Source organism: Pseudoalteromonas sp. SG43-4 (genome assembly GCF_014164325.1).
Lineage (GTDB): Bacteria > Pseudomonadota > Gammaproteobacteria > Enterobacterales > Alteromonadaceae > Pseudoalteromonas > Pseudoalteromonas distincta.
Genome location: NZ_JACJFB010000019.1, coordinates 56,507 through 80,374, shown reverse-complemented (window position 1 = coordinate 80,374; position 23,868 = coordinate 56,507). Strand labels below are relative to the sequence as shown.

General features: G+C 37.6%; 21 protein-coding genes. 8 read left to right on the top strand and 13 right to left on the bottom strand.

Annotation, left to right across the window (positions count from 1 at the left end; translation table 11 throughout):
* Positions 1-72: 72 nt before the first annotated feature.
* The gene (locus tag H5160_RS16550; RefSeq protein ID WP_182694898.1) at positions 73-1,860 is read right to left on the bottom strand and encodes a M61 family metallopeptidase; all 1,788 of its coding nucleotides are present in this window, start codon (positions 1,858-1,860) and stop codon (positions 73-75) included.
* A 204-nt stretch (positions 1,861-2,064) separates the two neighbouring features.
* Here H5160_RS16550 and H5160_RS16545 point away from each other — a divergent pair, with 204 nt between their 5' ends.
* The 6 genes from H5160_RS16545 to H5160_RS16520 all read left to right on the top strand — a co-directional run bounded on the left by H5160_RS16545 (position 2,065) and on the right by H5160_RS16520 (position 9,157).
* Entirely contained in the window at positions 2,065-3,600 is a 1,536-nt protein-coding gene (locus H5160_RS16545; RefSeq protein WP_182712414.1) for a GGDEF domain-containing protein, read from the top strand.
* Positions 3,601-3,662: 62 nt separating this feature from the next.
* Positions 3,663-5,006, top strand: coding sequence for a nucleotide 5'-monophosphate nucleosidase PpnN (ppnN, locus tag H5160_RS16540; protein ID WP_182692829.1), 1,344 nt, complete (start codon positions 3,663-3,665; stop codon positions 5,004-5,006).
* Between the two features lie 10 nt (positions 5,007-5,016).
* Positions 5,017-5,790 carry a flap endonuclease Xni gene (xni, locus tag H5160_RS16535; protein WP_182738053.1) on the top strand — a complete coding sequence of 258 codons (774 nt, stop codon included), beginning with the start codon at positions 5,017-5,019 and terminating at the stop codon, positions 5,788-5,790.
* A 69-nt stretch (positions 5,791-5,859) separates the two neighbouring features.
* Positions 5,860-6,243, top strand: a complete 384-nt coding sequence (locus tag H5160_RS16530) for a DUF3192 domain-containing protein (protein WP_165724304.1) — start codon at positions 5,860-5,862, stop codon at positions 6,241-6,243.
* A gap of 11 nt (positions 6,244-6,254) precedes the next feature.
* Positions 6,255-7,943, top strand: coding sequence for a hypothetical protein (locus H5160_RS16525; RefSeq protein ID WP_182738051.1), 1,689 nt, complete (start codon positions 6,255-6,257; stop codon positions 7,941-7,943).
* Between the two features lie 206 nt (positions 7,944-8,149).
* The gene (locus H5160_RS16520; RefSeq protein WP_039487666.1) at positions 8,150-9,157 is read left to right on the top strand and encodes an isocitrate dehydrogenase; all 1,008 of its coding nucleotides are present in this window, start codon (positions 8,150-8,152) and stop codon (positions 9,155-9,157) included.
* A 70-nt stretch (positions 9,158-9,227) separates the two neighbouring features.
* Here the strand turns inward: H5160_RS16520 and H5160_RS16515 are convergent, their stop codons facing one another.
* Positions 9,228-12,242 carry an immune inhibitor A domain-containing protein gene (locus tag H5160_RS16515; protein WP_182738049.1) on the bottom strand — a complete coding sequence of 1,005 codons (3,015 nt, stop codon included), beginning with the start codon at positions 12,240-12,242 and terminating at the stop codon, positions 9,228-9,230.
* 489 nt (positions 12,243-12,731) lie between these two features.
* Here H5160_RS16515 and H5160_RS16510 point away from each other — a divergent pair, with 489 nt between their 5' ends.
* Together H5160_RS16510 and ilvN are read left to right on the top strand one after the other, a co-directional pair.
* A complete protein-coding gene (locus H5160_RS16510) occupies positions 12,732-14,456 on the top strand; it encodes an acetolactate synthase 3 large subunit (RefSeq protein WP_182738041.1) in 1,725 nt (574 codons plus the stop codon).
* Positions 14,456-14,953, top strand: a complete 498-nt coding sequence (ilvN, locus tag H5160_RS16505; RefSeq protein ID WP_002960314.1) for an acetolactate synthase small subunit — start codon at positions 14,456-14,458, stop codon at positions 14,951-14,953. The genes H5160_RS16510 and ilvN overlap by 1 nt, the downstream gene beginning before the upstream one ends.
* A 92-nt stretch (positions 14,954-15,045) precedes the next feature.
* On the opposite strand, the gene H5160_RS16500 is transcribed toward ilvN, so the two are convergent.
* From H5160_RS16500 to H5160_RS16450, 11 genes are all read right to left on the bottom strand, one after another.
* On the bottom strand, positions 15,046-15,321 hold the full coding sequence (locus H5160_RS16500) for an HU family DNA-binding protein (RefSeq protein WP_002962474.1): 276 nt from the start codon (positions 15,319-15,321) through the stop codon (positions 15,046-15,048).
* A gap of 210 nt (positions 15,322-15,531) precedes the next feature.
* Entirely contained in the window at positions 15,532-16,071 is a 540-nt protein-coding gene (locus H5160_RS16495; RefSeq protein WP_165724279.1) for a DUF3833 domain-containing protein, read from the bottom strand.
* Position 16,072: 1 nt separating this feature from the next.
* Positions 16,073-16,561, bottom strand: coding sequence for a chalcone isomerase family protein (locus tag H5160_RS16490; RefSeq protein WP_182692608.1), 489 nt, complete (start codon positions 16,559-16,561; stop codon positions 16,073-16,075).
* A gap of 53 nt (positions 16,562-16,614) precedes the next feature.
* Positions 16,615-17,115, bottom strand: coding sequence for a DUF2878 domain-containing protein (locus H5160_RS16485; RefSeq protein ID WP_149603678.1), 501 nt, complete (start codon positions 17,113-17,115; stop codon positions 16,615-16,617).
* Positions 17,093-18,355 carry a cyclopropane-fatty-acyl-phospholipid synthase family protein gene (locus H5160_RS16480; protein ID WP_182738039.1) on the bottom strand — a complete coding sequence of 421 codons (1,263 nt, stop codon included), beginning with the start codon at positions 18,353-18,355 and terminating at the stop codon, positions 17,093-17,095. The genes H5160_RS16485 and H5160_RS16480 overlap by 23 nt, the downstream gene beginning before the upstream one ends.
* Positions 18,356-18,392: 37 nt before the next feature.
* Positions 18,393-19,130 (bottom strand): DUF1365 domain-containing protein, encoded by a 738-nt coding sequence (locus H5160_RS16475; RefSeq protein WP_182738037.1) that lies wholly within the window; start codon positions 19,128-19,130, stop codon positions 18,393-18,395.
* Positions 19,123-20,379, bottom strand: coding sequence for an NAD(P)/FAD-dependent oxidoreductase (locus tag H5160_RS16470; RefSeq protein WP_182738036.1), 1,257 nt, complete (start codon positions 20,377-20,379; stop codon positions 19,123-19,125). The genes H5160_RS16475 and H5160_RS16470 overlap by 8 nt, the downstream gene beginning before the upstream one ends.
* Positions 20,376-21,086, bottom strand: a complete 711-nt coding sequence (locus tag H5160_RS16465; RefSeq protein WP_002962466.1) for an SDR family NAD(P)-dependent oxidoreductase — start codon at positions 21,084-21,086, stop codon at positions 20,376-20,378. The genes H5160_RS16470 and H5160_RS16465 overlap by 4 nt, the downstream gene beginning before the upstream one ends.
* A gap of 2 nt (positions 21,087-21,088) precedes the next feature.
* Positions 21,089-21,517 (bottom strand): nuclear transport factor 2 family protein, encoded by a 429-nt coding sequence (locus H5160_RS16460; protein WP_182716587.1) that lies wholly within the window; start codon positions 21,515-21,517, stop codon positions 21,089-21,091.
* Position 21,518: 1 nt separating this feature from the next.
* Positions 21,519-22,913 carry a deoxyribodipyrimidine photo-lyase gene (gene phrB / locus H5160_RS16455; protein WP_182738034.1) on the bottom strand — a complete coding sequence of 465 codons (1,395 nt, stop codon included), beginning with the start codon at positions 22,911-22,913 and terminating at the stop codon, positions 21,519-21,521.
* Complete coding sequence (locus H5160_RS16450; RefSeq protein ID WP_002962461.1) at positions 22,913-23,866, bottom strand: DUF523 and DUF1722 domain-containing protein; 954 nt, start codon at positions 23,864-23,866, stop codon at positions 22,913-22,915. The genes phrB and H5160_RS16450 overlap by 1 nt, the downstream gene beginning before the upstream one ends.
* Between the last annotated feature and the right edge of the window lie 2 nt (positions 23,867-23,868).

Below are 23,868 nucleotides of genomic sequence, written 5' to 3'. Positions count from 1 at the left end.
ACAAAACAAAAAAAGAGCCGAAGCTCTTTTTTAATACTTGTTAACTGTATTTAAGCGCTATAAAAACTGAATTTATTTTTTTGTCACATCATTTGGATGTTCCACGCCAATCCATGCTTTGAATAGTGCTTTTTGCTGTGGCGTTGCCTCTTTATCAGCAACTACTTTTTTAGGCTTATCGAAATCTTCTGATAATACTAATGTTAAGCTTTCAAGTGCATCGCGACGAAGATAGTCAACGGTTACTTTGTCGCCTGCCTTAAACGTTTCTAGGCTAGTTTTTAAATCTTTACCTACGTGATGTTTGTTTATAGCGACAATTTTATCATCGGTAGTTAAACCCGCTTTCCACGCACTGCCACCACGGCGTACATAACTTAACGTCAGTAATTCACCTGTATTTTTGGCGGTAGCATCAATACTTGCAAGTGCTTTTGCTTTTTCAGGACGCTCAAACTTTAAACCTACTTTAGTAAGTAAATCGTCAAAGTTAATACTTGCAGGCGACTCTACATTTTCTTGCCACCAGCTTGAATAATCACGTCCTGTTAAATCTTTTAAGATATTAAGTACATCTGTATCTGTAAATCCAGCGGGCATTTTATGATTGTTATAAAGTGCTTTGTGCACGTCGCGATAGCTTATTTTACCTTGGCTTTTTTCTAGTAAGTCAATATCTAAAGCAAGTGAAAGTAACGAACCTTCTGAATAAATATTGGTGCTGTAGTTACGTGCGTGATCGCCACCTTGATTAATCCATTTATCAAAGCTTGTTTCGCTTGCGCTTTGCACTTCACGGCCCGGTGTTTGCAAATGACGGTTAATGGTTTTACTCATTACTTTAAAAAATTCATCTGTTGTTTGAATGCCTGAGCGCACTAATAAATGATCTTCAAAGTAACTTGTTGAACCTTCTGCAATCCACAGCAGTTTTGAATAGTTCATATTAGTGTAATCGTATGGCACTAAACCTTGAGGGCGATATGCTTTAACATTCCATGTATGAACAAACTCATGCGCAGCGGTGCTAATAAAACCTAAGTAATCTTCGCGGCTACCAAATCGGTCACGTGGTCGTTGAATAATTGTTGAGTTTAAATGCTCTGTTGCACCACCAGCTCCTGATGTTGCATGCACCATAAATACATAACGCTCATACGGATAGCCATCCCAAATTACATTACCCGTGGCAACTAATTTTTTAAGATCGGTAAGCATTAGCTCTACATCGTAGTTACCATCGCCCCATATAACTAAATCATATTCACGCCCTTCTACTTCAAATGTGTGTAGTTGGTTAATACCCGTTTCGATTGGTGAATCAACAAGTACATCGTAATCGGCTGCTTTAAATGAATTTTTGCCTTTTAAATTATTCATACCCGATACAGAACGCCACTTTTTAGGCACGTCTAAATTAACGGTTACAGGCTCTTGGCGAAATGATTCACTAAACATAAAAAAGCCTGACGCATCTATAAATGCATGGCTGTCGTCAATGTGGCGAGCACGTTTACCAAGCTCATTTGCATACACCTGGTAGTCAACATTTACTTCTGTAGGTTCATTAAGATGTACACGCCATGTACTGTGATCTATTTTTTCCCATTTTAGTTCTTTGCCATCTTCATCTTTGGCTTTGAAGTAGCGAATGCCATTTGCAAGATTTAACATTTCGTAGCGACCCGTGCGCCACGCAGGAAGTTTTATATCAAGGTGTGCTTGCGCTGTTTTTGGAAACTCAACACTTACATCACCTAAATGATGCTGTGGTTGCGAGATTTCTAAAGAATAATTTACATCGGCAAATACAGGCGCTGAACATGCAGCTAAAATTGAAAGGGCTAATAACTTTTTCATAGAGACTCTTAGTGGAAACTTAATTGCTTACAAGACTAACAAGCCCCTATTTAAAAGTGAATTAAATACGATAAATGACCCTATATACGAGTTTATAAGTAGTAGCTTATTAAAATTTCTAAGTTTTTTACTAGATAACTACACATAATAAAAATTTGTTGTAAACTGAAGATAATGAAATTAATTTGATGGCGGTATGCTTAGGTGTCACAAAGATCTAACGCAACAGATAAAAAGCTAAAACAAGCAATTGATGCGCGTATGGCTGTTGAGAGTGCTCGTAAACATCAAGTAGATGTTCTATGTGACTTTACAGCTAAACTATCGTTGAGCTGTAAAGGACTAGATATCGAGTTAGATAATCGCCTCGCCAAATTTAGAAGTGCGCTTAATAAAGGCATGAGTTTTGAAAACCTTGCTCCCCTTATTAGTGAAACTTTAATCCTACTTAAAAACCAAGAATCGATTCAACAAGCTCAGCAACGTAATTTATACAACAGTGTGCAAAGTGCCGGTAAACAATTACAAAAAACCAAAGGTTTACCTGACGATACTCGTAGGACTCTAAGAAATTTACTCGATCACGAGATTAATAACGTTCATTCAACTCATGGTTACATTCCGCTACTTGATCAACTTATTAGCTTTTATCATGAAGCGTTGCTTACCAAGCAAAACCCTCAAGTTGATCAGCAGCGCCCAGTAAAACAGGCGCGTGCAAAAAAACTACTTGAGCTCGCAAATGAACTTATACTTGAAGAAGAAGCTACGCTACAAATTAATAATATAAAAAATAATATTACAGAAAGTGACTCAATCGATACATTACTTGATGTTGCAATTAGTATTATTGATGTAGTGGTAAAAAATATAAGTAAAGAGCGTAAATCCGCGCAAAGCTTTTTAGTTTCATTAAATCAAACCCTCGAAGATCTTCATAACTCTATCGTCTCAACTAGCAAGCACTCTGAGTCTATGGAAGTTGAGTTTGACTCACTTAATAAAAGCATTGAACTAAAAATAAAAAATCTTAATGAGCAAACGCAAAAAGCTACATCAATCTCATCTTTAAAAGAACTCGTAGATAACGAATTAAAATCAATAAGCGAAGATTTTATAGCAAAAGAAAAGTTAGAACGAAAAGACAGAGAAATGCTTAGCGCTAGCTTTAATGAAATAAATACTCGAATTGTTACTTTAGAAGATAAGTTAACAACGTATAAAAAACGCTTAAACGAACAGCGCTTTAAAAGCTTACTAGATGGGCTTACAAAACTGCCTAACCGGGCTGCATTTGACGAACGTTACAATCACGAAATGCATTTGTTTAATGTGCAGCCATCAGATGTTACGCTTGCAGTTATTGATGTTGACCACTTTAAATCTATCAATGATAGATTTGGCCACACCGCAGGTGATATTACCTTACAAGTTATATCAAAAGCGTTGCAAAAATCGGTAAGAAAGTCTGATTTTATAGCGCGTTATGGCGGTGAAGAATTTGTACTATTAATGCCAGGTGTGTCGCTAGAAAACGCAACATTACCCCTGGATAAAGTAAGAAAGGTAATTAAAAATATACCTTTTAAATTTAGAGAAAAACAAATTGAGATCACTATTTCGGTAGGTGCAACTCAATTTAAAAAAGGCGATACCCTATTAAAGGCATTTGATAGAGCTGATGATGCACTTTACGAAGCCAAAAATTCAGGGCGAGATAGACTTTGTACCAGTAAATAATGTCATAGCTATTATAACTTTTATGACAAGTAGTTTTACGATTTAGTAGTAGGAGCACGTCTATGTTAATACAGTTAAACCCAACTGGGGTTTTAGATTTACTGTCGCAATTAGAAGTTGATTTATTAGAGCAATCGTCTGCTAGTGAGCGTTATAAATTATTTAGAAACTGCGTACTTGCAGTCCTCAATGTAGGTAGCCATACCGACGACAGTAACGATATATACGACAAATACAAAGATTTTGATATTCGTTTAGTAAGCCGCGAACGAGGTATTAAAATTGAGCTTGAAAACCCACCCGAAACCGCATTTGTTGATGGCGAAATAATTACCGGTATTCACGAACATATATTTTCTGTTATTCGTGATATTTTGTTTATTTGTCAAAAATACGAAAAAGATTTAAAAGAGCAAAAAGCCATAACCCATATGGTGTTCGATATGCTCAGAAATGCAGGTGCGCTGCGTGTTAAAAGCGAGCCTAACATGGTTGTTTGCTGGGGCGGACATTCAATAAACGAGGTTGAATATAAGTACACAAAACAAGTAGGTTACGAACTTGGTTTACGTGGATTAAATATTTGTACCGGTTGTGGTCCTGGTGCGATGAAAGGCCCAATGAAAGGCGCAACTATTGGCCACGCAAAGCAACGTAACACCGATAATCGCTACTTAGGTTTAACAGAGCCAAGCATTATTGCTGCCGAGCCACCAAATCCTATTGTAAACGAACTCGTTATTTTACCTGATATTGAAAAACGCCTTGAAGCTTTTATTAGAACAGCTCACGCAATTATCATTTTTCCTGGTGGCGCAGGTACTGCTGAAGAGTTGTTATATTTATTAGGCATATTGTTGCACCCAGATAATACTAAACAATGTTTACCTGTTATTTTAACTGGCCCCAAACAAAGCGAGGCGTACTTTAAAGAGCTATGCGAGTTCGTTGAAATGACACTTGGTAAGGAAGCGTTGGATAAGTTTGAAGTAATTATTGATAATCCTGAATTAGTCGGTCAAAAACTAAAGTCATCGATGGCTAATGTTCGTGATTACCGTAAAAGTGAAGGTGATGCTTATTACTTTAACTGGACATTAAAAATAGATAACGACTTTCAACAACCTTTTGCACCAACACATGAAAATATGGCAAGTTTAGATTTACACCTTGATCAGCCTAAACAGCTACTCGCGGCTAATTTGCGTAGAGCTTTCTCTGGTATTGTTGCTGGTAATGTAAAAGACGAAGGCGTTAGAGCCATTAAACAAAACGGTCCATACATTTTAAGTGGCGAACCTGCCCTTATGACAAATATGGATAAATTATTACAGGCATTTGTTCTTCAAGGTCGCATGAAGCTCCCTGGTAGTAAATATGTTCCATGTTACAAAATAAAAGCATGAGTTTTATAGTTTGAAACCCCATTTACTTCTTATAGATGCGCTTAATTTAATTAGGCGCATTTACGCCGTTGACGCGAATCAAAAACATCATAGCGACGAGCAAATGATACAAACGTGCTGTGCACGTGTAGCCCACGCCTGTAAAAAGCTTTTAGATACGAGTAATGCAACCCATGCCATTGCTGTGTTCGATGGTGACAAAAGCTGGCGTTATCATTTTTATAAAAACTACAAACATTCACGCGCGCCAATGCCCCAAGTATTAAAAGATGCTCTATTGCATTTTAAAGCCGCAATTGAAGAAACAGGTATTGTAGTATTTGAGCCTATTAACGATGAAGCTGATGATATTATTGCAACGCTTGCCTTTAAGGCATCAAATAATCAAATAACGAGCACTGTTGTTTCTACTGATAAAGGCTTTTTACCTTATATTGGCCCTTACATTACAGTTTACGATTACTTTAAAAAGCTATATTTAGATGAGTCAAGTATAAAAGAGCGTTTTGGTGTTGAGCAAAATAAACTCGTTGATTTTTGGGCATTAGCGGGCGATAAAACAAATGATATTCCGGGAGTTAAAGGAATAGGTACTAAATCTGCGCAGCAAATAGTTAATAACTATAACTCAATTGAACAAGCAGCCGAAGATGAGTCTCTAAGCCCGAGTATTAAAGCAAAGTTAGCCGCTAATATGGATATGTACGTAATTTCAAAGCACTTGGTTAGTTTACGCACCGATATAAATTTAGGTTTTAGTTTAAAGCAGTTAAGACTTAATTAGTCGCAAGTTAATAGCCTCTAAACATTACAAAACGTATACTGATATTAGTTACCGGAGTCAGAGTAAGCCATATTGAAAAAATTTATCCGATATTTAATTTTAGGTTTAGGGCTATATGCACTGATAGCTGCATTGGTGATTACCTTTTATAAAGACGATCCTCAAGCTATGATTTGGCAAGACCGAGAGGCTTTCAATAAACGTTACATCGAAAAACTATCACTTGAGCAGCCAACAACACTAAATAGTGTTCTTGATTACTTAGGCAGCCCCGATCTTACTTATGCCAAACGAGAAGGTGAACAAGTATTTCAGATAGTTTTTTATCGTACACAACATAAAACATCTGACGGTATTACCACTATGGATGAATGTACTGGCCTATTATTTAAAAATGGGCAGCTGTTTTTATGGGGCCCGAGTGCATACAATAAATACCAAGAACAAAATTAGGTGAAGGTTTAATGGATGAAGCTGTTTCAACTACCTTAGAGCAGCTGCTTAATAATACGCAGCTGTTTTTAAGTTATTATAACAATAAACAAAAATGGACAGCTCTATATCCAATGGCAAGTAAGCTAGCTGAGCAATATAGAGTGCTCTACAACAAACAGCCATTCGCATTACAATCCCGATTAACGCTTTATAATCCAAGTTATTCTTATGCAACAAATTTAGTTGTTAGTCAGAGCGTCATAACTGCTGCCCTGTGTAAATCTCAAAATTATAATAGTGTCTTAAGTGAGCTATACATAGCCGCTACACTCATTGAACATTTATGTGTTGGAGCGCAATTAAACAAGCTTTGCGAGCAAACACCTTTTCAAGATTCTGATAAAAAAATTTGGAGAATGCGTCATCAGTTAGCAGCAAAAGTAATGTTAGCTAGTGGCGATTCAGCAAAACCTGTTACGCAGTTACTAGCTAAATTAAATAAGTATAAACAAGCATTGGTAAGTGCTCCTAAAATAATGCTTTACGATGGGGGCATAACGCTGATTGCTCTAGCAAATATTATTAGCATGAACATTACGAGCAACACGGCTAATAAACATATTAGCTTATATAAAGCACTTACCGATTTGTACATTCGCACACCTAACTTGTTCGCACTGCAATTAATTAAATCACTAATAGCGCATTTAGGGCCATTATTACCGGGAAGCCGCGTTTTATACGCTGAGCAAACCATGATTTATTTAGCAACTGATGCACAACAACGGCATGTTTTAATTAGTACAGCAAATCCAAATAAATTAACCTGGTACAGAGTAAAAGCAACGCTTAACGATAATCCAAAACAATGGCATTGCACTGATAAAACCATTAGCTTTAAAGTATTTAACAGTGAACATGTAAAACCACAAAGTGAGCTTGAGGTTGATAAGGCACAATCTTTACTTGAGCTAATAAGTAATATTAAGTTACAGCACGAATACAGCTATAAAGGATTAAGCCTGCTGATGGCGCCTCACCCTCTCGTAATTGCTAATTTATGCGAGGCAGTAAAACCATATAATAAAGAACATCAGCCCGCAAAAGACTTAAAACATAGTTTATCTATGGTCGGTTATTATAATGCACCTGCAATAATTCAACGGGTTGTTTTTGAACAATTAGTTAATGTCACCCCACATCCATTGCAAGCCTACGTGACTAACAGATTAAATGGATTAGTAAAAATAATGGCTTTATTGGTTAGTAAAAATGACCATGACCAGTTTGAGCACATTACTTTACCTTTATACGCTTACGCTCATTTTTTATTAACGCAGTGCGGTACACAGCTTTCTCGTAAAACGCTGATTGACGACACACCAAATAAAACATTGAGTGCCCCTATCTGCTCCTTTTTTGGGGTAAATGCAATTAACACCGAACAACTAACACAACAGCTTACTCTTTTATTGAGTGATAACCCATGGACAGCAGCACTCTTAGAAGCAGAGCAAACACCTAAAAAGCACTTAACTGAGGCCCATAAACTTTGGATCACACTTAAGGTTGTTGCTCAAAATGTGTTTAAACCAGAACTTTCGCTAACTCCGTGGCAGCAGCAAACGTTAAATGAACAGCTAAAAATACTCAAGTGGCATAACCAAGCTGATTTTTATCAACAATTAGAATCTCTTGAGTTGTTTAATAGTATTTAGTTTATTAGGCGCTATTTTATGTCTTTATACCCATTATAACTTTCGTGTATACCCAGTATTTTTTGTATAAACTAGCAAAATGGGTGATAAATTGGTATAAATGCGCCCTTAAATTTTCAAGCACGTTCACATAAATGTTCTAACAAGCGGTTACTCTCTCAGAGTAATAATTTATGTGCAAATCAAACTCTTTAAAGGAAAAGTCAATGGCCAAACAAACCATCACAGTGATCAAAGGCGACGGCATCGGTCCGAGCATTATCGACTCAGCACTTGAAATATTAAAAGCCGCAGGTTGCGACTTTGATTATGAATTTGTTGATGCTGGCCTAGCTGCACTTGAAAAAACAGGTGAGTTATTACCGCAAGAAACAGTTGATACAATTGCTAAAAACAAAATCACTCTTAAAGGCCCATTAACTACGCCTGTAGGTGAAGGTTTTACATCTATTAACGTAACACTTCGTAAGCAATTTGGTTTATACGCTAACGTACGTCCAGTTAAATCATTTGTTGGTACTAAAGCACGTTACGACGATATTGATATCATTACTATTCGTGAAAACACGCAAGGTATGTACTCAGGTGCTGGCCAAGTAGTAAGTGAAGACGGTAATGAAGCAGAAGCAAAATCGATAATTACGCGTGAAGGCGCAGAAAAAATCGTAACTTTTGCATACGAGCTAGCGGTACGCGAAGGTCGTAAAAAAGTAACTGCAGTTCATAAAGCTAACATTTTAAAATCAACATCTGGTTTGTTTTTAAAAGTAGCACGTGAAGTAGCTGAGCGTTACCCACAAATTGAATCAAATGAAATGATTGTTGATGCAACATGTATGAAGCTGGTAATGACACCTGAAGAGTTTGACGTAATTGTTACGACTAACTTATTTGGTGATATTTTATCTGACCTTTGTGCTGGTTTAGTTGGCGGTTTAGGTATGGCACCTGGTGCTAACATTGGTGAAGATGCAGCAATTTTTGAAGCTGTACATGGTAGTGCACCAGATATTGCTGGCAAAAACCTAGCTAACCCAACATCTGTAATTTTAGCATCTATTCAAATGCTTGAGCATTTAAATATGGGCGATACTGCAGAGCGTATTCGTAGTGCTGTTGCTGATGTAATTAAATCAGGCGACCGTACAACTCGCGATTTAGGTGGCAGCCACGGTACAACTGATTTCACTCAATCAGTAATTGACCGTTTATAATTAATATTTGTTATTAATTTAAATAGCCCGCTAATTTAGCGGGCTTTTTTATGTTTGCTAACTGCGTTTACTACCTAATGTATTTATGCAAGTTAGTATTAAACCTAAATAAACTTAACAGTAGTAATCCTAATAAACCCGCCAGTGATCCGCCACTTGAACCCGAACTACTTTGTTGTTTTTGTACAGTAGCAGATAACTCTTGAGTAAAAGTATCATTGGTTTGAGTATCAGTAACATTCAACGTTACGTTATAAGTCCCGTCAGCTTGATAAGTATGCCTTGGGTTTTGTAAATTTGATAACGCACTGCCATCACCAAAATCCCAACTGTAAGTGTAACTATTAAAGCCGCCGGTTACTTGGGCATTAAATTGTGCGCTTAAATCACTAACTGTAGCGTTTGCGTTTATGCTAAGCGGAACATTAGCAGTTACATCAATCGCTTTTGATTGTTCAGTGCCGTCGTCATCTGTCACTGTAAGCGTTACTTGGTAATCGCCAGAGTACAAATAATTATACGTAAGCGATTGAGTCGCTAAAGTACTTCCATCTCCTAGCTGCCAATTATAAGTATACGGTGCGACTCCACCTGTAAGCGATGCCTCAGCTGTTAAAGTTCCTTGGTTTATTTCATATTCAATTTCACTTACAGTTAATGGTTCAACTAATGTAACTTGTGCTACAGCTACTTGCTGTGAAGTACCATTATCTGCCATAAACTCAACGTTATAAGTGCCATAGTCTTGGTATTCATGAGCAGGCGTTAACTCTGTGCTGGAGCTCCCGTCGTCAAAACTCCACGTAAATTTGTCCGCTGGAGTAAGTGCAAAACCTTCTACACTAAAATTAACGGTTAAACCGTTTTTAGTAAAATTAATTCCCTTAGTAACATCGTAAGTAAGCTCTACTTCTATATCTTCACTATCTGTTGACTGGCTTATAATACTAAACCCAAAACCAACCTGTGGAAGCACAACACCCGATGGTTTTTGCACTGCAAAGCTATAATCGGTTTTATCAGTAAACCCGGTGATAGCTGATAAATCATCATCACCTAACCCTGCCCTTTGTTGATATAGGCTAAAAGCAGCATCACGTATTTGAATTGCTGAAGCAGCCGGAGTTTGCGTACTGCCCTTATTTATTGAACGCTGATCGGCATCTACCACTAATGCAAAACCACTACCTGGATGCTCGGTAGTGTTATTATCTGCTTGAGATTCATTGCTGTACCACAATAATAAGCCTGGTGAGTACTGCTCAGCTTGTAAGCTACTGTCAACGCCTGTGTATGAACGCAGTTGTAGATAGTAATGTGATGGCGATGCATATGTGTAACTACCTACTTTTTCAAAGCCATTAAACTCAGTGTGAACTTGATCTTGTGCATTATTTTGCCAAATTAAAGTATCACTTTGCTCAATGCGCATATCATCAACAACAAAACCATAATAATGTGTGTTCGCATCTGTTATGTATTCAATTTTTAAATCAATTGTTTGCCCAGAATAAGCCGATAAATCAAACTTATGGGTCAAATAGCCGTTAGGTTGCTTAGCATCACTATTAAGAAATGAATCACCTGAGATATACGGACCAATATCACCGTAGTATGGATTAAGCGCTTGCGTATAATTACTCGCGATTGGCTCGCCATTTACTTTTACTTGAACTAAATCGTAATCGCGCTCAATACTGTAATATGCAATAAAGCTTAAAGTAAGTGTCTCAGTTGTGCTTGGTAGCGCTATTGTATTAACTAAGCTATTGCTAATATTGTCGCCCGTATTTGAATAGTATTGAAAATCACCTTCAACTGGATCCCTAAATTTTTCGAGCCTTGGTGGTAGTGTTATTTTTATTTGATTTTGCTGTTGTGAAGTACTCGCAGTATTAATTAATGTTTGCTGTGAGTTAGCCTCTATCTCATCCATATCAAGCGTAAGCTGGTTAACCCAGTTACCCTGGTACCGCTTTTGTAAATATTCAAGCGCATAAGGGCTAAACATAACTGGCTCTGAGCCTCTTGGCGAACCAGCCCAACTTCCTGTCGACATAACTGACCAAGATGCGACAGGCTCACCTACCGTGTTAGATTGTAAGTCGTATTCATCTAATAATCCTAAATCATGCCCAAACTCATGCACAACCACACCAATCCCGGCATCAATAGGGTTAATGGTATAACCAAAGAGCTTAATGTTGCTGCCTGCAATCTCGCTCGGCCCGCTATTTTCATCAAATACATAGTAGCGGTGCGACCAAATAGCATCGGTGCTTAGGTAACCGCCACCCGCTTCTTCGCCAATACTTGAATGAAATACCATTACATGGTCAATAATGCCATTAGGTTCATTAAGGATACCGTCACCATCAATATCATCTAAATCAGTTAAGTCATAATCCGCTAAATTAATATTAAACTTTGCAACTGCTTTCTCCACAGCCTCTTTAATTAAAGCGGGCGCATTTATATCCCGTGTACTGCCTTGGCGCTCACCATATATTTTTGCATTGCTATTAGCGGTTACCCAACCATATACCTGCCCGCTAAAGTTTAAGCTATTTCCCGAAGCCGCTTTATAATAATCAGCAGCCGTTTTTAAGCTTTGTCCATCAGGGCCTATATAACCTTGAGTATTAAAAAGCATTTGCTGATAGTGCTCAGTTGAATAATCAGCGTAAAACATGTCGGTGTCTTGCTCTACAAGTTGATTGTCGTCATGTTTAAGATCAGGAAAATCAATTAAGATACCTAACACTTTTACATCATTAACGCTTTGATCTGGCACTAGCGACGTTGAAAAAGCGACCTGTTGTTTATTTGTGTTTGAAAAAAAGTTGGAAGAGGATTTAAATTGCCTAAAGCCATTTTTAATTGAGTGATTGGCAACGTCTTTGTTACTCATATATGACTTAAATGAACTATCTAACTCACTTGAAGATATTTGGTCTCTTTTTTTAAGCCAATATAAAATACGCTCTTCGTTAGTTATACCAACATCATGCGGACTTAAGTTATTAGCCGCCACCATAGGGCTTAATAGCGTAGTTAAAAGCGCAATTAACGTCACTTTTTTCACTGTGTTTTCCTCAAACATAATTATGTAGCAATCATACCTAATAATAGAAATTTAAACATGCGATAAAAACATATAGTTAACATATGCAATTAAAGCTAATGGTCTCTCACACTATTTTATATCTAAAATCGAACTTACAACCTAAAATGCATAATTTCTGCCAGTAAACTCAATTAAACATAGGCTTTCTGCAGGTTTAAATTAAAAAAAGCCACAAAACGAATTTAAAATGCAAAAAACAGCTTTCAAGGTTGACATGAAGGCTCAAAACCCTTAAAAATAAACCTATACAAAATCTTTAATTTAAAAGCAGTGTTTTGCTAAGTAGAGTAAAAACTATGAACACACACATTAATCTTTTAGTCGTACTCGTACTGGTCTTAGTTATAAGCCCAGCGGGGATGTATTAAAAGGTGATACTGCTTTTTAAAAACCCTCGCACTACGCGGGGGTTTTTTTATGCATAAAAAAGCGCACAGAGGAATGAGGATGAGCAAACAAGAATATAATGGTTCTGAACTAGTAGTTCAGGCATTAAAAGAGTTAAAGGTAAAATACATATTTGGCTATCCCGGTGGTTCGGTTTTAGACTTATATGATGCACTTTTTCAGCAAGATGACATTGAACATATATTAGTACGTCACGAACAAGCTGCAACACATATGGCTGACGGCTATGCCCGCGCTACTGGAGACGTTGGTGTTGTACTTGCAACCTCAGGCCCTGGCGCTACAAACTGTATTACAGGTATTGCAACGGCCTACATGGATTCAATTCCTATGGTTGTGTTATCAGGCCAAGTGCCTACAAATTTGATTGGCGACGATGCATTCCAAGAAACCGATATTGTGGGTTGTTCTCGCCCTGTAGTTAAACACAGTTTTAACTGTAGAAGTGCTAAAGACATCCCTACAATCTTAGCTAAAGCTTTTTATATTGCTAGCACTGGCCGCCCAGGTCCTGTCGTTGTTGAGCTTCCAAAAGATATGCTTAACCCTGCTATTAAGTTTGAATACGAATTTCCTAAAACCACCGAGCTGAGAACGTACAGCCCAAATACTAAAGGGCACTCAAAACAAATTCGCAAAGCCGTAACAGCTATTTTAGAGGCCAAAAAACTGGTTATCTACTCTGGTGGTGGTATTGTCATTTCAAATACATCAGAGCAATTAACGCATTTAGTTGAATCATTAAATGCCCCCATTACAAATACACTAATGGGATTGGGTGGTATTTCAGGTGTGCATCCAAACTTTGTAGGTATGTTAGGCATGCACGGCACGCTTGAGGCAAACAAAGCAATGGCTAACGCCGATGTGATTTTAGCGCTTGGTGCCCGATTTGATGACAGGGTAACTAATAATGTTCAAAAGTTTTGCCCTAATGCCACAATTGTTCATGTTGATGTTGACCCAACTTCAATATCTAAAACAATTAAAGCACACATACCAGTTGTAGGTTGTTTAGCAACCGTACTTGAACAACTACAAGCGGGTATTGATAAAAGCCCAATTAAAATAGACCGCAGCGCGCAAGAAGATTGGTGGCGACAAATTATCAGCTGGCGCGAACAAAAGTGCTTAAGCTACAACACTGATGGCGACAAAATTAAGCCACAAGCCGTGATAGAAGCGGTTTATAAAGCCACTAATGGCGATGCTTATGTAAGTTCTGACGTTGGTCAGCATCAAATGTTTGCAGCGCAATATTATCCATTTAAGCATCCTCGTCAATGGATCAACTCAGGCGGCCTAGGCACCATGGGCTTTGGTTTACCTGCTGCAATGGGCGTAAAGCTAGCCTTTCCTGATAAAGAGTCTGTGTGTATTACGGGTGATGGCTCTATTCAAATGAATATTCAAGAACTATCAACCTGTTTACAGTACAACCTAGCGGTAAAAGTTGTATCACTTAATAACCGCTCTTTAGGTATGGTACGCCAATGGCAAGACATGGTTTACGGTGGACGTCATTCATCATCTTACATGGATTCACTACCTGATTTTGTTAAGTTAGTTGAAAGCTACGGCCATGTAGGCATACAAGTAAACACACTAGATGAGTTACAACCTGCTATCAATAAAGCAATGTCAATTAACGACCGATTAGTCTTTTTAGATATAAACGTTGATGAAAAAGAACATGTATACCCAATGCAAATTAAGTTAGGCGGCATTGATGAGATGTGGTTACGTAAAGGAGTAAAAGCATAATGCGTCGTATTTTATCTATTTTATTAGAAAACGAACCAGGTGCCCTATCACGTATTGTTGGGCTTTTTTCACAACGTGCATATAACATCGACAGCCTAACTGTTGGCACAACTGACGATCAATCACTATCACGTATTACCATTACCACTATGGGTGATGACAGAGTTGTAGAGCAAATTACAAAGCAGGTTAACAAATTAGTCGACGTGCTTAAAATTATCGATTTAACAGAAATGAGTCACATTGAACGTGAGCTATTGCTTGTTAAGGTATTTGCTCAAGACGAGACGACTCGTGCAGCGGTTACGCGAGTAGTTGATGTGTTCCAAGGTGCTATTTTAGATATGGGCCGACAAAGCTATAGTCTACAACTAGTGAGCAGTACAGACAAAATAGAGTCGTTTTTAGACACTCTTCGTCATGAAACCGATATTATTGAAGTTGTACGTTCTGGCGCTGTTGGCATTGGTCGAGGCGATAAAGCCTTAAAAGCATAAATTTATAATATAAAGGCATCAATTGATGTCTTTATTAAACATAAAAAAAAAGAGCTAATTAGCTCTTTTTTTAATTTAATTCGTTAAACCTATTAAGGGTTTACTTGGTCTTTAAGACCTTTACCTGCTTTAAAGCTTGGGATAGTTGCCGCTGCGATTTGGATCTCAGCACCCGTTTGTGGGTTACGGCCAGTGCGAGCTGCACGTTCTTTTACTGAGAAAGTACCAAAACCAACTAATGCTACTGAATCACCTTCTTTTAAAGAAGAAGTTACAGCACCTGTAAACGCGTCAAGAGCACGAGTAGCAGCGGCTTTAGAGATTTCTGCATCAGTAGCAATTTTTTCAACTAATTGAGCTTTATTCATTGTTAGATTCCTATTCGTTATTATTTTGCCTTCGCAAAACCTATCTTTATGCATTTTTAAAGAGTTAGCAACAGCAAATTGCATTTTTTGCTTAAATTCTTAAAAAATGAGTAAAATTTAAATAATTCTCTGTAAAATACAGCGTGTTGGGTTAACAAAGACTTAATTTGAGTACAATTTTGGCGCAAGTTAAGCAACTGGGTAAATAAGCTATATTTTTTCGATCACTAAGGTCACTTCCCCGACCTCGACTCCAAACTTAACAATAGATGTGCGGTTTATCAAGCGCGATTGTGTAACCAGGTACATCCAATCATCAAAATTCACTTTTAAAGTACTGCCATCGTATGGAAGCTCTACATCGTAATTCCAATGAAATACGCTGCCATCACTTCTACCTTTTGCAGTACCTATAACATCATCTGCCACACCCGTTAAACTATTGTCTTCGTTTAACGTTATTTTCCAAATACGCTTTTGAGTTTCGCCATCGTCATAAACAAAGTCTTCTTCAATAACGCCCTGGTTACCATCCCAGCTCGCATTCATATCTACGACAAGCTTGCGGGTCAATTCACCCTTAAAGTCTTGTACAACACCGTAGGCTTTCAAATTTCCACTAAAAAATGTTTTAAAGTCAAAGTTTGGCGATGTATTTTTATAATGCTCTACATTTGGTGCCGAACAGCTTATCAGCAACAAAGCAGATAAGCATACAAGAGCTGTTTTAAACGCGTTAAATACATTCATATTAATTCCCTAATAGTTGCTTTCGTAGTTTCGGCTCAGAGGTTTTTTCATCCAGCCAAATGGCTAAAAAATCACTCGAAAATTGAGGTTCATTTATTTCGCCAATTTTTTCATCATTATGATAAAAAGTACTCATACCCTGCTCATTTGTGACTAACGTTAGCGAATCACCTTGTCTAATATCAGGCCAAATAGACAATAATTTACTGTCGTATTTGTCTGCTAGCTCTTTTTTTCCAATATGCTCCCACTGCTCATTTGTTGCTTTTACGATTTCTTTAGCTTCAAAGTCACGTAAATAGGTAAGTTTAAATTTAATAGGATGCGTTCCTGCGCTGTAATTACCTGAAGGGGTAAATAAAACCGCGTCATATACATCCCAAAATAAATACTCCATTCGTGCTTCGCCTACTTTGTTAAACTGTGTGTTAGCTAAAACAATTGAAGTTGTAAGCAAATAAAAAGTAACTGCCTTTAGTAAAAATTTCAAAATAAGCTCCCTTGAGTCAATGGGTAATGTTACGAAATGGGAATTGTGGGCGATCAGCGATTGATGAATAACTTGATTTTTTGGTTTATAAAAAGAATAACAGTAAACACTGTAGACCAAAGCGCACCGTAAACGAGCCAAAACTGCCATAAAGGTAAACCTAAACTTATTACTTCAAAGCGCGCCCCAGCCCAATAACTTGCTGGCGCAAAAGCCATGCATACTAAAAAGGCCTGCCAAAGCTTTAATTTACTCAAAAAAACCATTGAGGTATTTAAAGAAAGTAATAACGCAGCCCATAAAAAGACGAGCCATAGAGGGAAGGGATAAACTTTAAACTCTAACAAGCCTAACTTTACCGCTATAAATTCTAATAATAGTGCTAAAGGTAGGGCTTTAATTAGAAGTAAGGTGTCTTGTTTTTTTTGTTTTGACAACCAAAACATTAAAACAATAATCAGTCCGCTAAAAAGTAGCGAATCAGCTTCAAGCAGCAATGATAAAAACCACACTGCTTGAAATAAAACAAAATTAGTAACCGAGCGCAATATCATCGTTATCGCTAACAAAACGTGGTTTACGCGCCATTAAATGCACCGTACTTGTTGCTCTGGCTCTAAACGCGCCTTCGCAATAAGCAAAATAGAACAACCATAAACGATAAAAACGTTCATCAAATTTTGAGCGGTCCAAATCAGGCCAGCTTTTTATAAAACGGCTTCGCCAATCAGCTAATGTTCTTGCGTAGTGTGCACCAATATCATTAACAGTATGAATTACCATGTCGGTATTATTTTTAATCTGCTCACTCATTTCGTTAAGTGATGGCAAACACCCGCCTGGAAAAATATACTGCTGAATAAAATCAGAGTTTTTTAAGTAATGCTTATAACGCTGATCGCCAATAGTTATAGCTTGTATGAGCATGGCACCGTCATCTTTTAACAATTCACCACATTGAGTAAAAAAGCTAGGTAAGTACTCATGGCCCACCGCTTCTATCATTTCGATAGAAACAAGCTTGTCGTACTTTCCTTTCAATTGTCTGTAATCGAGCTTAAGTAATGTAATTTTACTTTCAAGACCAAGCTCTGAAATTTTATTAGCGACATAATCATGTTGCTCATCAGATATGGTTGTTGTTGTTACATGGCAATCGTAATGTGTGGCTGCATATATAGCAAAAGCCCCCCACCCTGTACCAATTTCAATTACTGAATCATTTTTTTGAAGCTCAACTTGCTCACAAATGCGTTTAAGCTTGTATTGTTGAGCCTCTTCAAGCGTCGCTTCTTTTGAAGGATATACAGCACTTGAGTAAAGCATTTCTTTACTCAAAAATGATTCGTACAAATCATTACCTAAGTCGTAATGAGCAACGATGTTTTTCTTAGAACCCGATTCAGAATTTTTATTTTTTATGTGATTAAACCGGTGTGCAATATTGCTAAAAAATGCGAATTTCTTCTCAAACTCATCAAGTTGCTTCTCATTTATAGCAAATATCTCAATGAAAGAGGTTAAGTTGTCACAAGACCAATGCCCCAAAATATACGCTTCACCAGCGCCAACGCTCCCAGATAATGCAAATGCCTTATACATAGCTTTATCGTTTACAATAATTGTTGCTTTTAGCACTGAAGATGGGTCGCCAAAAACTGTACGCTCATTCCCTTCAATTAAAACAACTTGACCTGTTTCAATTGACGAGAAGGCTTTAGTCACTAATTTTTTATATATGTTAGTTAACCAGTTTGTGCTTTGTTCGCAATTTAAGCTCGACACTTTATCCATTGAAATACCTATTAATTGTCCTGACTATCTATGTGCTTTATGGCTTGCCTGAGTGGCCTAAAAAAGGAACTCGTTTAATAAACAACTTTAACGCTTGATAATAAATACTTTTGAAAATAGACCATGTCATGGCCGGAAAACGTTTAAATAACTTATTAACTTCTTCTTTAGTAAGTTCTTTACGTTTTAAGCGAAGTGTAGCATCAAATAATAGCTCTTCATTTCGCTTATTTTCAATGTGTATCAATGTTTTATCAGGCGATTGCTTAACATGCCAATGATAGTTCATATCTAGATTCATAAAAGGTGATACGGAAAAAACCTTTTTAAAGTTCACTTTTTTTTCTAAAGGTACTAAATAATAATGACGTTCGTTCCATGGTGTATTACTTACTTCAGCAATCATGTATTTAAAACGGGTGTCGTTATGACCAAAAAAGTAAAAATTAACAGGACTAAAATACACACCAAAACAACGAAGTTGCCCAAGCATGTAAATATGAGTAAAGGTTTCAGTAATACCTAAATTGGCAAGTTGTTCGTGTGCACGCTCAATAAGAGGACGTTTAGCAAGCTGTGAGGTGCCTTTAAGATAATCAGCTTCATTAAACTTTAACGCCTTTAAGCCTGACGTACCTATGTGTTTATGCACACCATTTAGTTGTTGAGGATTATTTAAATCTACCCACATCATATACAGAGGGTAACTAAAGCGATGTTCTTTAACAGCAAAACGGCGATGTTTAACATCGCCTAAATACACTGCACTAGTCAAATTCGACCCCAAGTTGCTTGGCTACATCTACACCACTGTGTACGCCATCTTCATGAAAACCATTGTACCAATAAGCGCCACAAAAATAACTATTGTTGTGTCCGTCAATACTGTGTTTAAGTTTTTGAGCCGCAATAGACTCTTGGTTAAATACAGGGTGGTGATAAGTAAACTCGCGCAAAATTTTACTTTGGCTTATTCCTTCAAGATGGTTAAGCGTTACACAGAACTGTGTATCTGATTGTATACCTTGCAAAATATTCATTTGGTAAGTTACAACAGCGGCTCTATCAGTGTTGTTGTTAAGTAGGTAGTTCCAGCTTGCCCATGCCGCTTTTCTATCTGGTAAAAGGTTTGTATCGGTGTGCAACACCACTGAGTTCTCAGTGTAAGCTATTGCACCCAATACTGACTTTTCTTGCTCAGTAGCATCACCCAGTAGTGCAAGCGCCTGATCTGAATGACAAGCAAATATTACTTTATCAAATTTACTTTGCTCACCATTGGCAAACTCTATTGTTACTTCATCATTTTGCCGCGTAACTGATTTAATATTTGTATTGAGGTTAATTTTGTCGGCAAAACCTCTGATCAGCGGCTTTATATACTGACGAGAGCCTCCTGGTACTACATACCACTGTGGTCTATTGGTTACATCTAAAAGCCCATGATTAAAGAAAAACTTAACAAAAAACTCAACGCCTACGTTTTCCATTTCTTTAATACTGGTAGACCAAATAGCCGCGCCCATAGGAAGAATATAATGGTATTTAAAAAAGTCATTAAACTGGTTATCGTTAAGCAATTGCCCTAATGATTGATCAGACTGGTAATCACCTTTTTCATGCATTGCTTTGCACAGTTTGTTAAACCTAACAATGTCGTACAATAATCGCCAAAACTTAGGTCTAAAAATATTACGACGCTGTGCAAATAAGCTTGTAAACGTATGTCCATTGTATTCAAAACCAGTGGCTTCGTTATGCACACTAAAGCTCATCTGGGTTGTTTGTTTATCAATACCAATGCGCGAAAGTAGCTTTTCAAAATATGGGTAAGTTCGGTCATTAAATACAATAAAGCCTGTATCTATTGCGTATTTGATGCCACACACATCAACATCAACCGTTGCTGTGTGGCCACCTATGTAATCATTTTTTTCAAATACGGTTACATCGTAATGTTTGTGAAGCAAATGCCCACATGTTAAACCAGATACACCAGTTCCTATTATTGCTATTTTTTTCAACGGGCTAATCCTTTTGCGATTTTAAGCCAAATCGGCAGTGGTAAAATGCGTAAAGCTTTTAATATAAGTGTAAAACGATAAGGGAAATGAACGTCTTTGCGGCGTTTTTGAATACCCTTAATCATGTAGTCAGCTGCTTTTTCAGCAGTAACGGCCATAGGCATCGGGAAATCATTTTTATTAGTAAGTGGCGTTTTTACAAACCCGGGATGAACTAAAGTCACATCAACATCATTTAAATCAACCGCTAAGCTTTTTGCTAAGTAACTTACACCCGCTTTTGATGCGCCATAAGCTTCTGAACGAGGTAGCGCAAGATAAGTAACACTTGAGCTGACCAAAACAAGTTGGCCGCCTGGATTTATTTTAGGAAGTAACGCCTCAAGGCAATACCCCATAGAAAGTAAATTTACGTTTATTACACGCTCAAACAGCGCGCTATCAAAGTTGCGCGCATCATCTATATATTCACAATTACCAGCGTTTAAAATAACACGGTCAAAATGAGGAAAGCCAATAGTAGACTCTTTTATATCTTGCAGGTTAGTTGCATCAAATTTACATGCTTGGATATTGTCGTATTTAGCAAGCTCGGCGAGCTTATCACTATTACGGCCGCAAGCTATAACAGTGTCTCCTAGCTGTGCATATTTAATTGCTAGCTGCTCGCCAATACCTGATGTAGCACCCGTTATAAGTGTGATCATAATTAACCTGCCCTTTTATCAATTAGCTTTATAACGCTACCAAGTAAAGGAATGTGTTTGTATAACAACTCGCCCACATTAAAGTAGTCTCTGTGCTTAATAATTTTGCCATCTTTAAAAATAAGCTTACTATGACCGGCTACCGAGATAGTTTTACCTGATGAAAGCTTTGGATGTGCATAATGCATAGTCCAATAAATAAAAGCATTGTTACCGCTATTAAACGAATCACTAATATCAAACTGGCAATGCTTAACATTGCTGTATAAGTTAGCAAAGTACCTGCGCAATTCTACAATGCCGTTAATTTCATGCATCGGGTCTATAAACTGTATGTTGTCACAGTAAATATCACTCAATAAATCAAGATTAGTACTATTAAGCTGTTGGTATATTTCAACAAATTTATCTACTGGTAACTGGTTATCCATATCACACCTTAAATGCAGCAAGTGCACGTTCTCGTGCCGCTTTATGATCAACTATTGCTGGCCAGTAACATTCCTTATCTTTGCCTGTTGCGGCTAAATAAGTGTGTGGAAAATGAATGTGTTTATCTGGCACGTTTTCAAGCTCTGGCAAATACTTACGGATAAACTTGCCCGTTGGATCAAAGCGCTCGCTTTGTCTGATAGGATTAAAAACTCTAAAATAAGGCTGAGCATCACAGCCCGTACTTGCAGCCCACTGCCAACCACCATTATTTGAGGCTAAATCGCCATCAATTAGGTGCTGCATGAAAAAGCGTTCACCTTTACGCCAGTCTATTAATAAATGTTTAGTTAAAAAGCTTGCAACAACCATTCGTAAACGATTATGCATCCAACCGGTTTGCTTAAGTTGTAGCATTGCTGCATCCACTAATGGGTAACCTGTACGCCCTTCGCACCATGCTTTAAAATCGCTTTCGCTTTTACGCCACACTACAGCATTATACTTTTCGTTAAAGTTATCGCCGCGCGAAAGCTTCGGAAATTCAGCAATTAAATGTCTGTAAAATTCGCGCCAAACAAGCTCGTTAATCCACGTAAACGTTTTACTTTTTGATGTAGTTAAAATATCAGGATAACGCTGCTGAATATTAATAAGCAGTTGCTTTGTGCTTACAATACCTAGTGCTAAATACGGGCTTAAACCTGATGTGCCTTTTACACTGGGAATATCACGCTGGTCGTCGTAACTTGTAAGTTTGTCGCATATAAAATTATCAACTACGGTAGAGAGTGTTTCGTCGTCAACTGGCCACTTATCTGAGCATCCATCACTTTTTAGTAAGTCACTCTCGTCAAACTCAATAAGCTCAGAAGTTAAAGGCCATTGTGGGAAACTAAAGTGTGTATCTTGATACTGCTTTAACCATGCACGTTTAAATGGAGTAAACACTTTATACATTTCATTACTTTGATTTTTGACCGTTCCAACAGGTGCAATTAAATCACCTTCGTACAAAGTAAAAGTAATAGAAAGCTCATCGCATTCATGCAAAATTGCTTTATCGCGGTTTACTTCATTAAGCTCATACTCTGTATTAGCAATTACGTGTTTTACATCGTTTGCTTTACAAAAGTTAATCAGCTCGCGCGTACAATCACTAAAGCTAGGCGCTTCAATAATATGTAAAGTAATACCGTAATCAGCAAGTTGTGATTGAAGATAAGTAACTCGGCGCTTGAGTAAGTCAATCTGAATAGGCGCAGCTTGGTGTTGTTGCCACTGCTTTTCAGACACAAAAAAAATGGCGTGTTTAGCGCCATTATTTAGCGCTTGAATTAACGCTTCATTAGATAAAAGGCGCAAATCGCGCCTAAACCAAAATAATGTATCCATTAAATACCAAATCGTAATTTTAAATCGTGAGGGTATGGGTTAAAAAACACCTGTTTTTCAAGGTACTCATTCGGATGAACTTTCAAATGATGTTTTAACAAGGTAAGTGGTACATACAATGGCACCAATCCTTCGCGGTATTCGTCTATGGCATCACGAAGTTCTTGTTTTTCAACCTTTGATAAATCATTTTTAAAGTAGCCTTGTAAGTGCATTAGGGTATTGCAATTATTTCTTCGAGAAGCAGGCTTTTTCAGACCCGTCATCAAACCTAAAATATATTCATCAGCAACTGCATTTATGTCGTCACCTACGAACGTTCCAAGCAGATTACCTAAATCACGATAAGCTTGGTAATTATGAGCCATCAACAAGTACTTATACTGAGAATGAAATTGAGTAAGCTTGTGAACCGTTAGTGGTTCTTGTACTAACTTTTGCCAATTTTTAAATACGTAAATTCTCATTACAAAGTTTTCACGTAAATGCATGTCATTTAAGCGACCGTTTTCTTCACATGGCAATAATGGGTTGTGCTTCATTATTTGCTCAGCAAAAAAACCAATGCCTTCAGAAGTATTACCCGTGCCTGCTTCGTTGTATATTTTAATGCGCTCCATGCCGCAGCTTGGACTTTTTGCGCAAAATACAAACCCGCTCAACTCTTTAGCTTGTTCTGTTGCAACTTTTTTACCATACTCGGTAAGTTGTTGACCTACATCTCCAGTGCCATCTGGGCGACATACTTTAATAGTATCTCCCACTTTAACTTGGCGAATAGTTGGTCGAGGTATTGGTAAACCTACCGCTACCTCCGGACAAAACCGTGTATATTCAACGTGTTTACCTAACTCATCCATACAGAAATTTGACTTTTTATGACCTGTGTCAAATCTAACTTTTTCGCCTGCTAAGCAGGCGCTTATACCTATTTTTATTATATCTGTGTGCATAA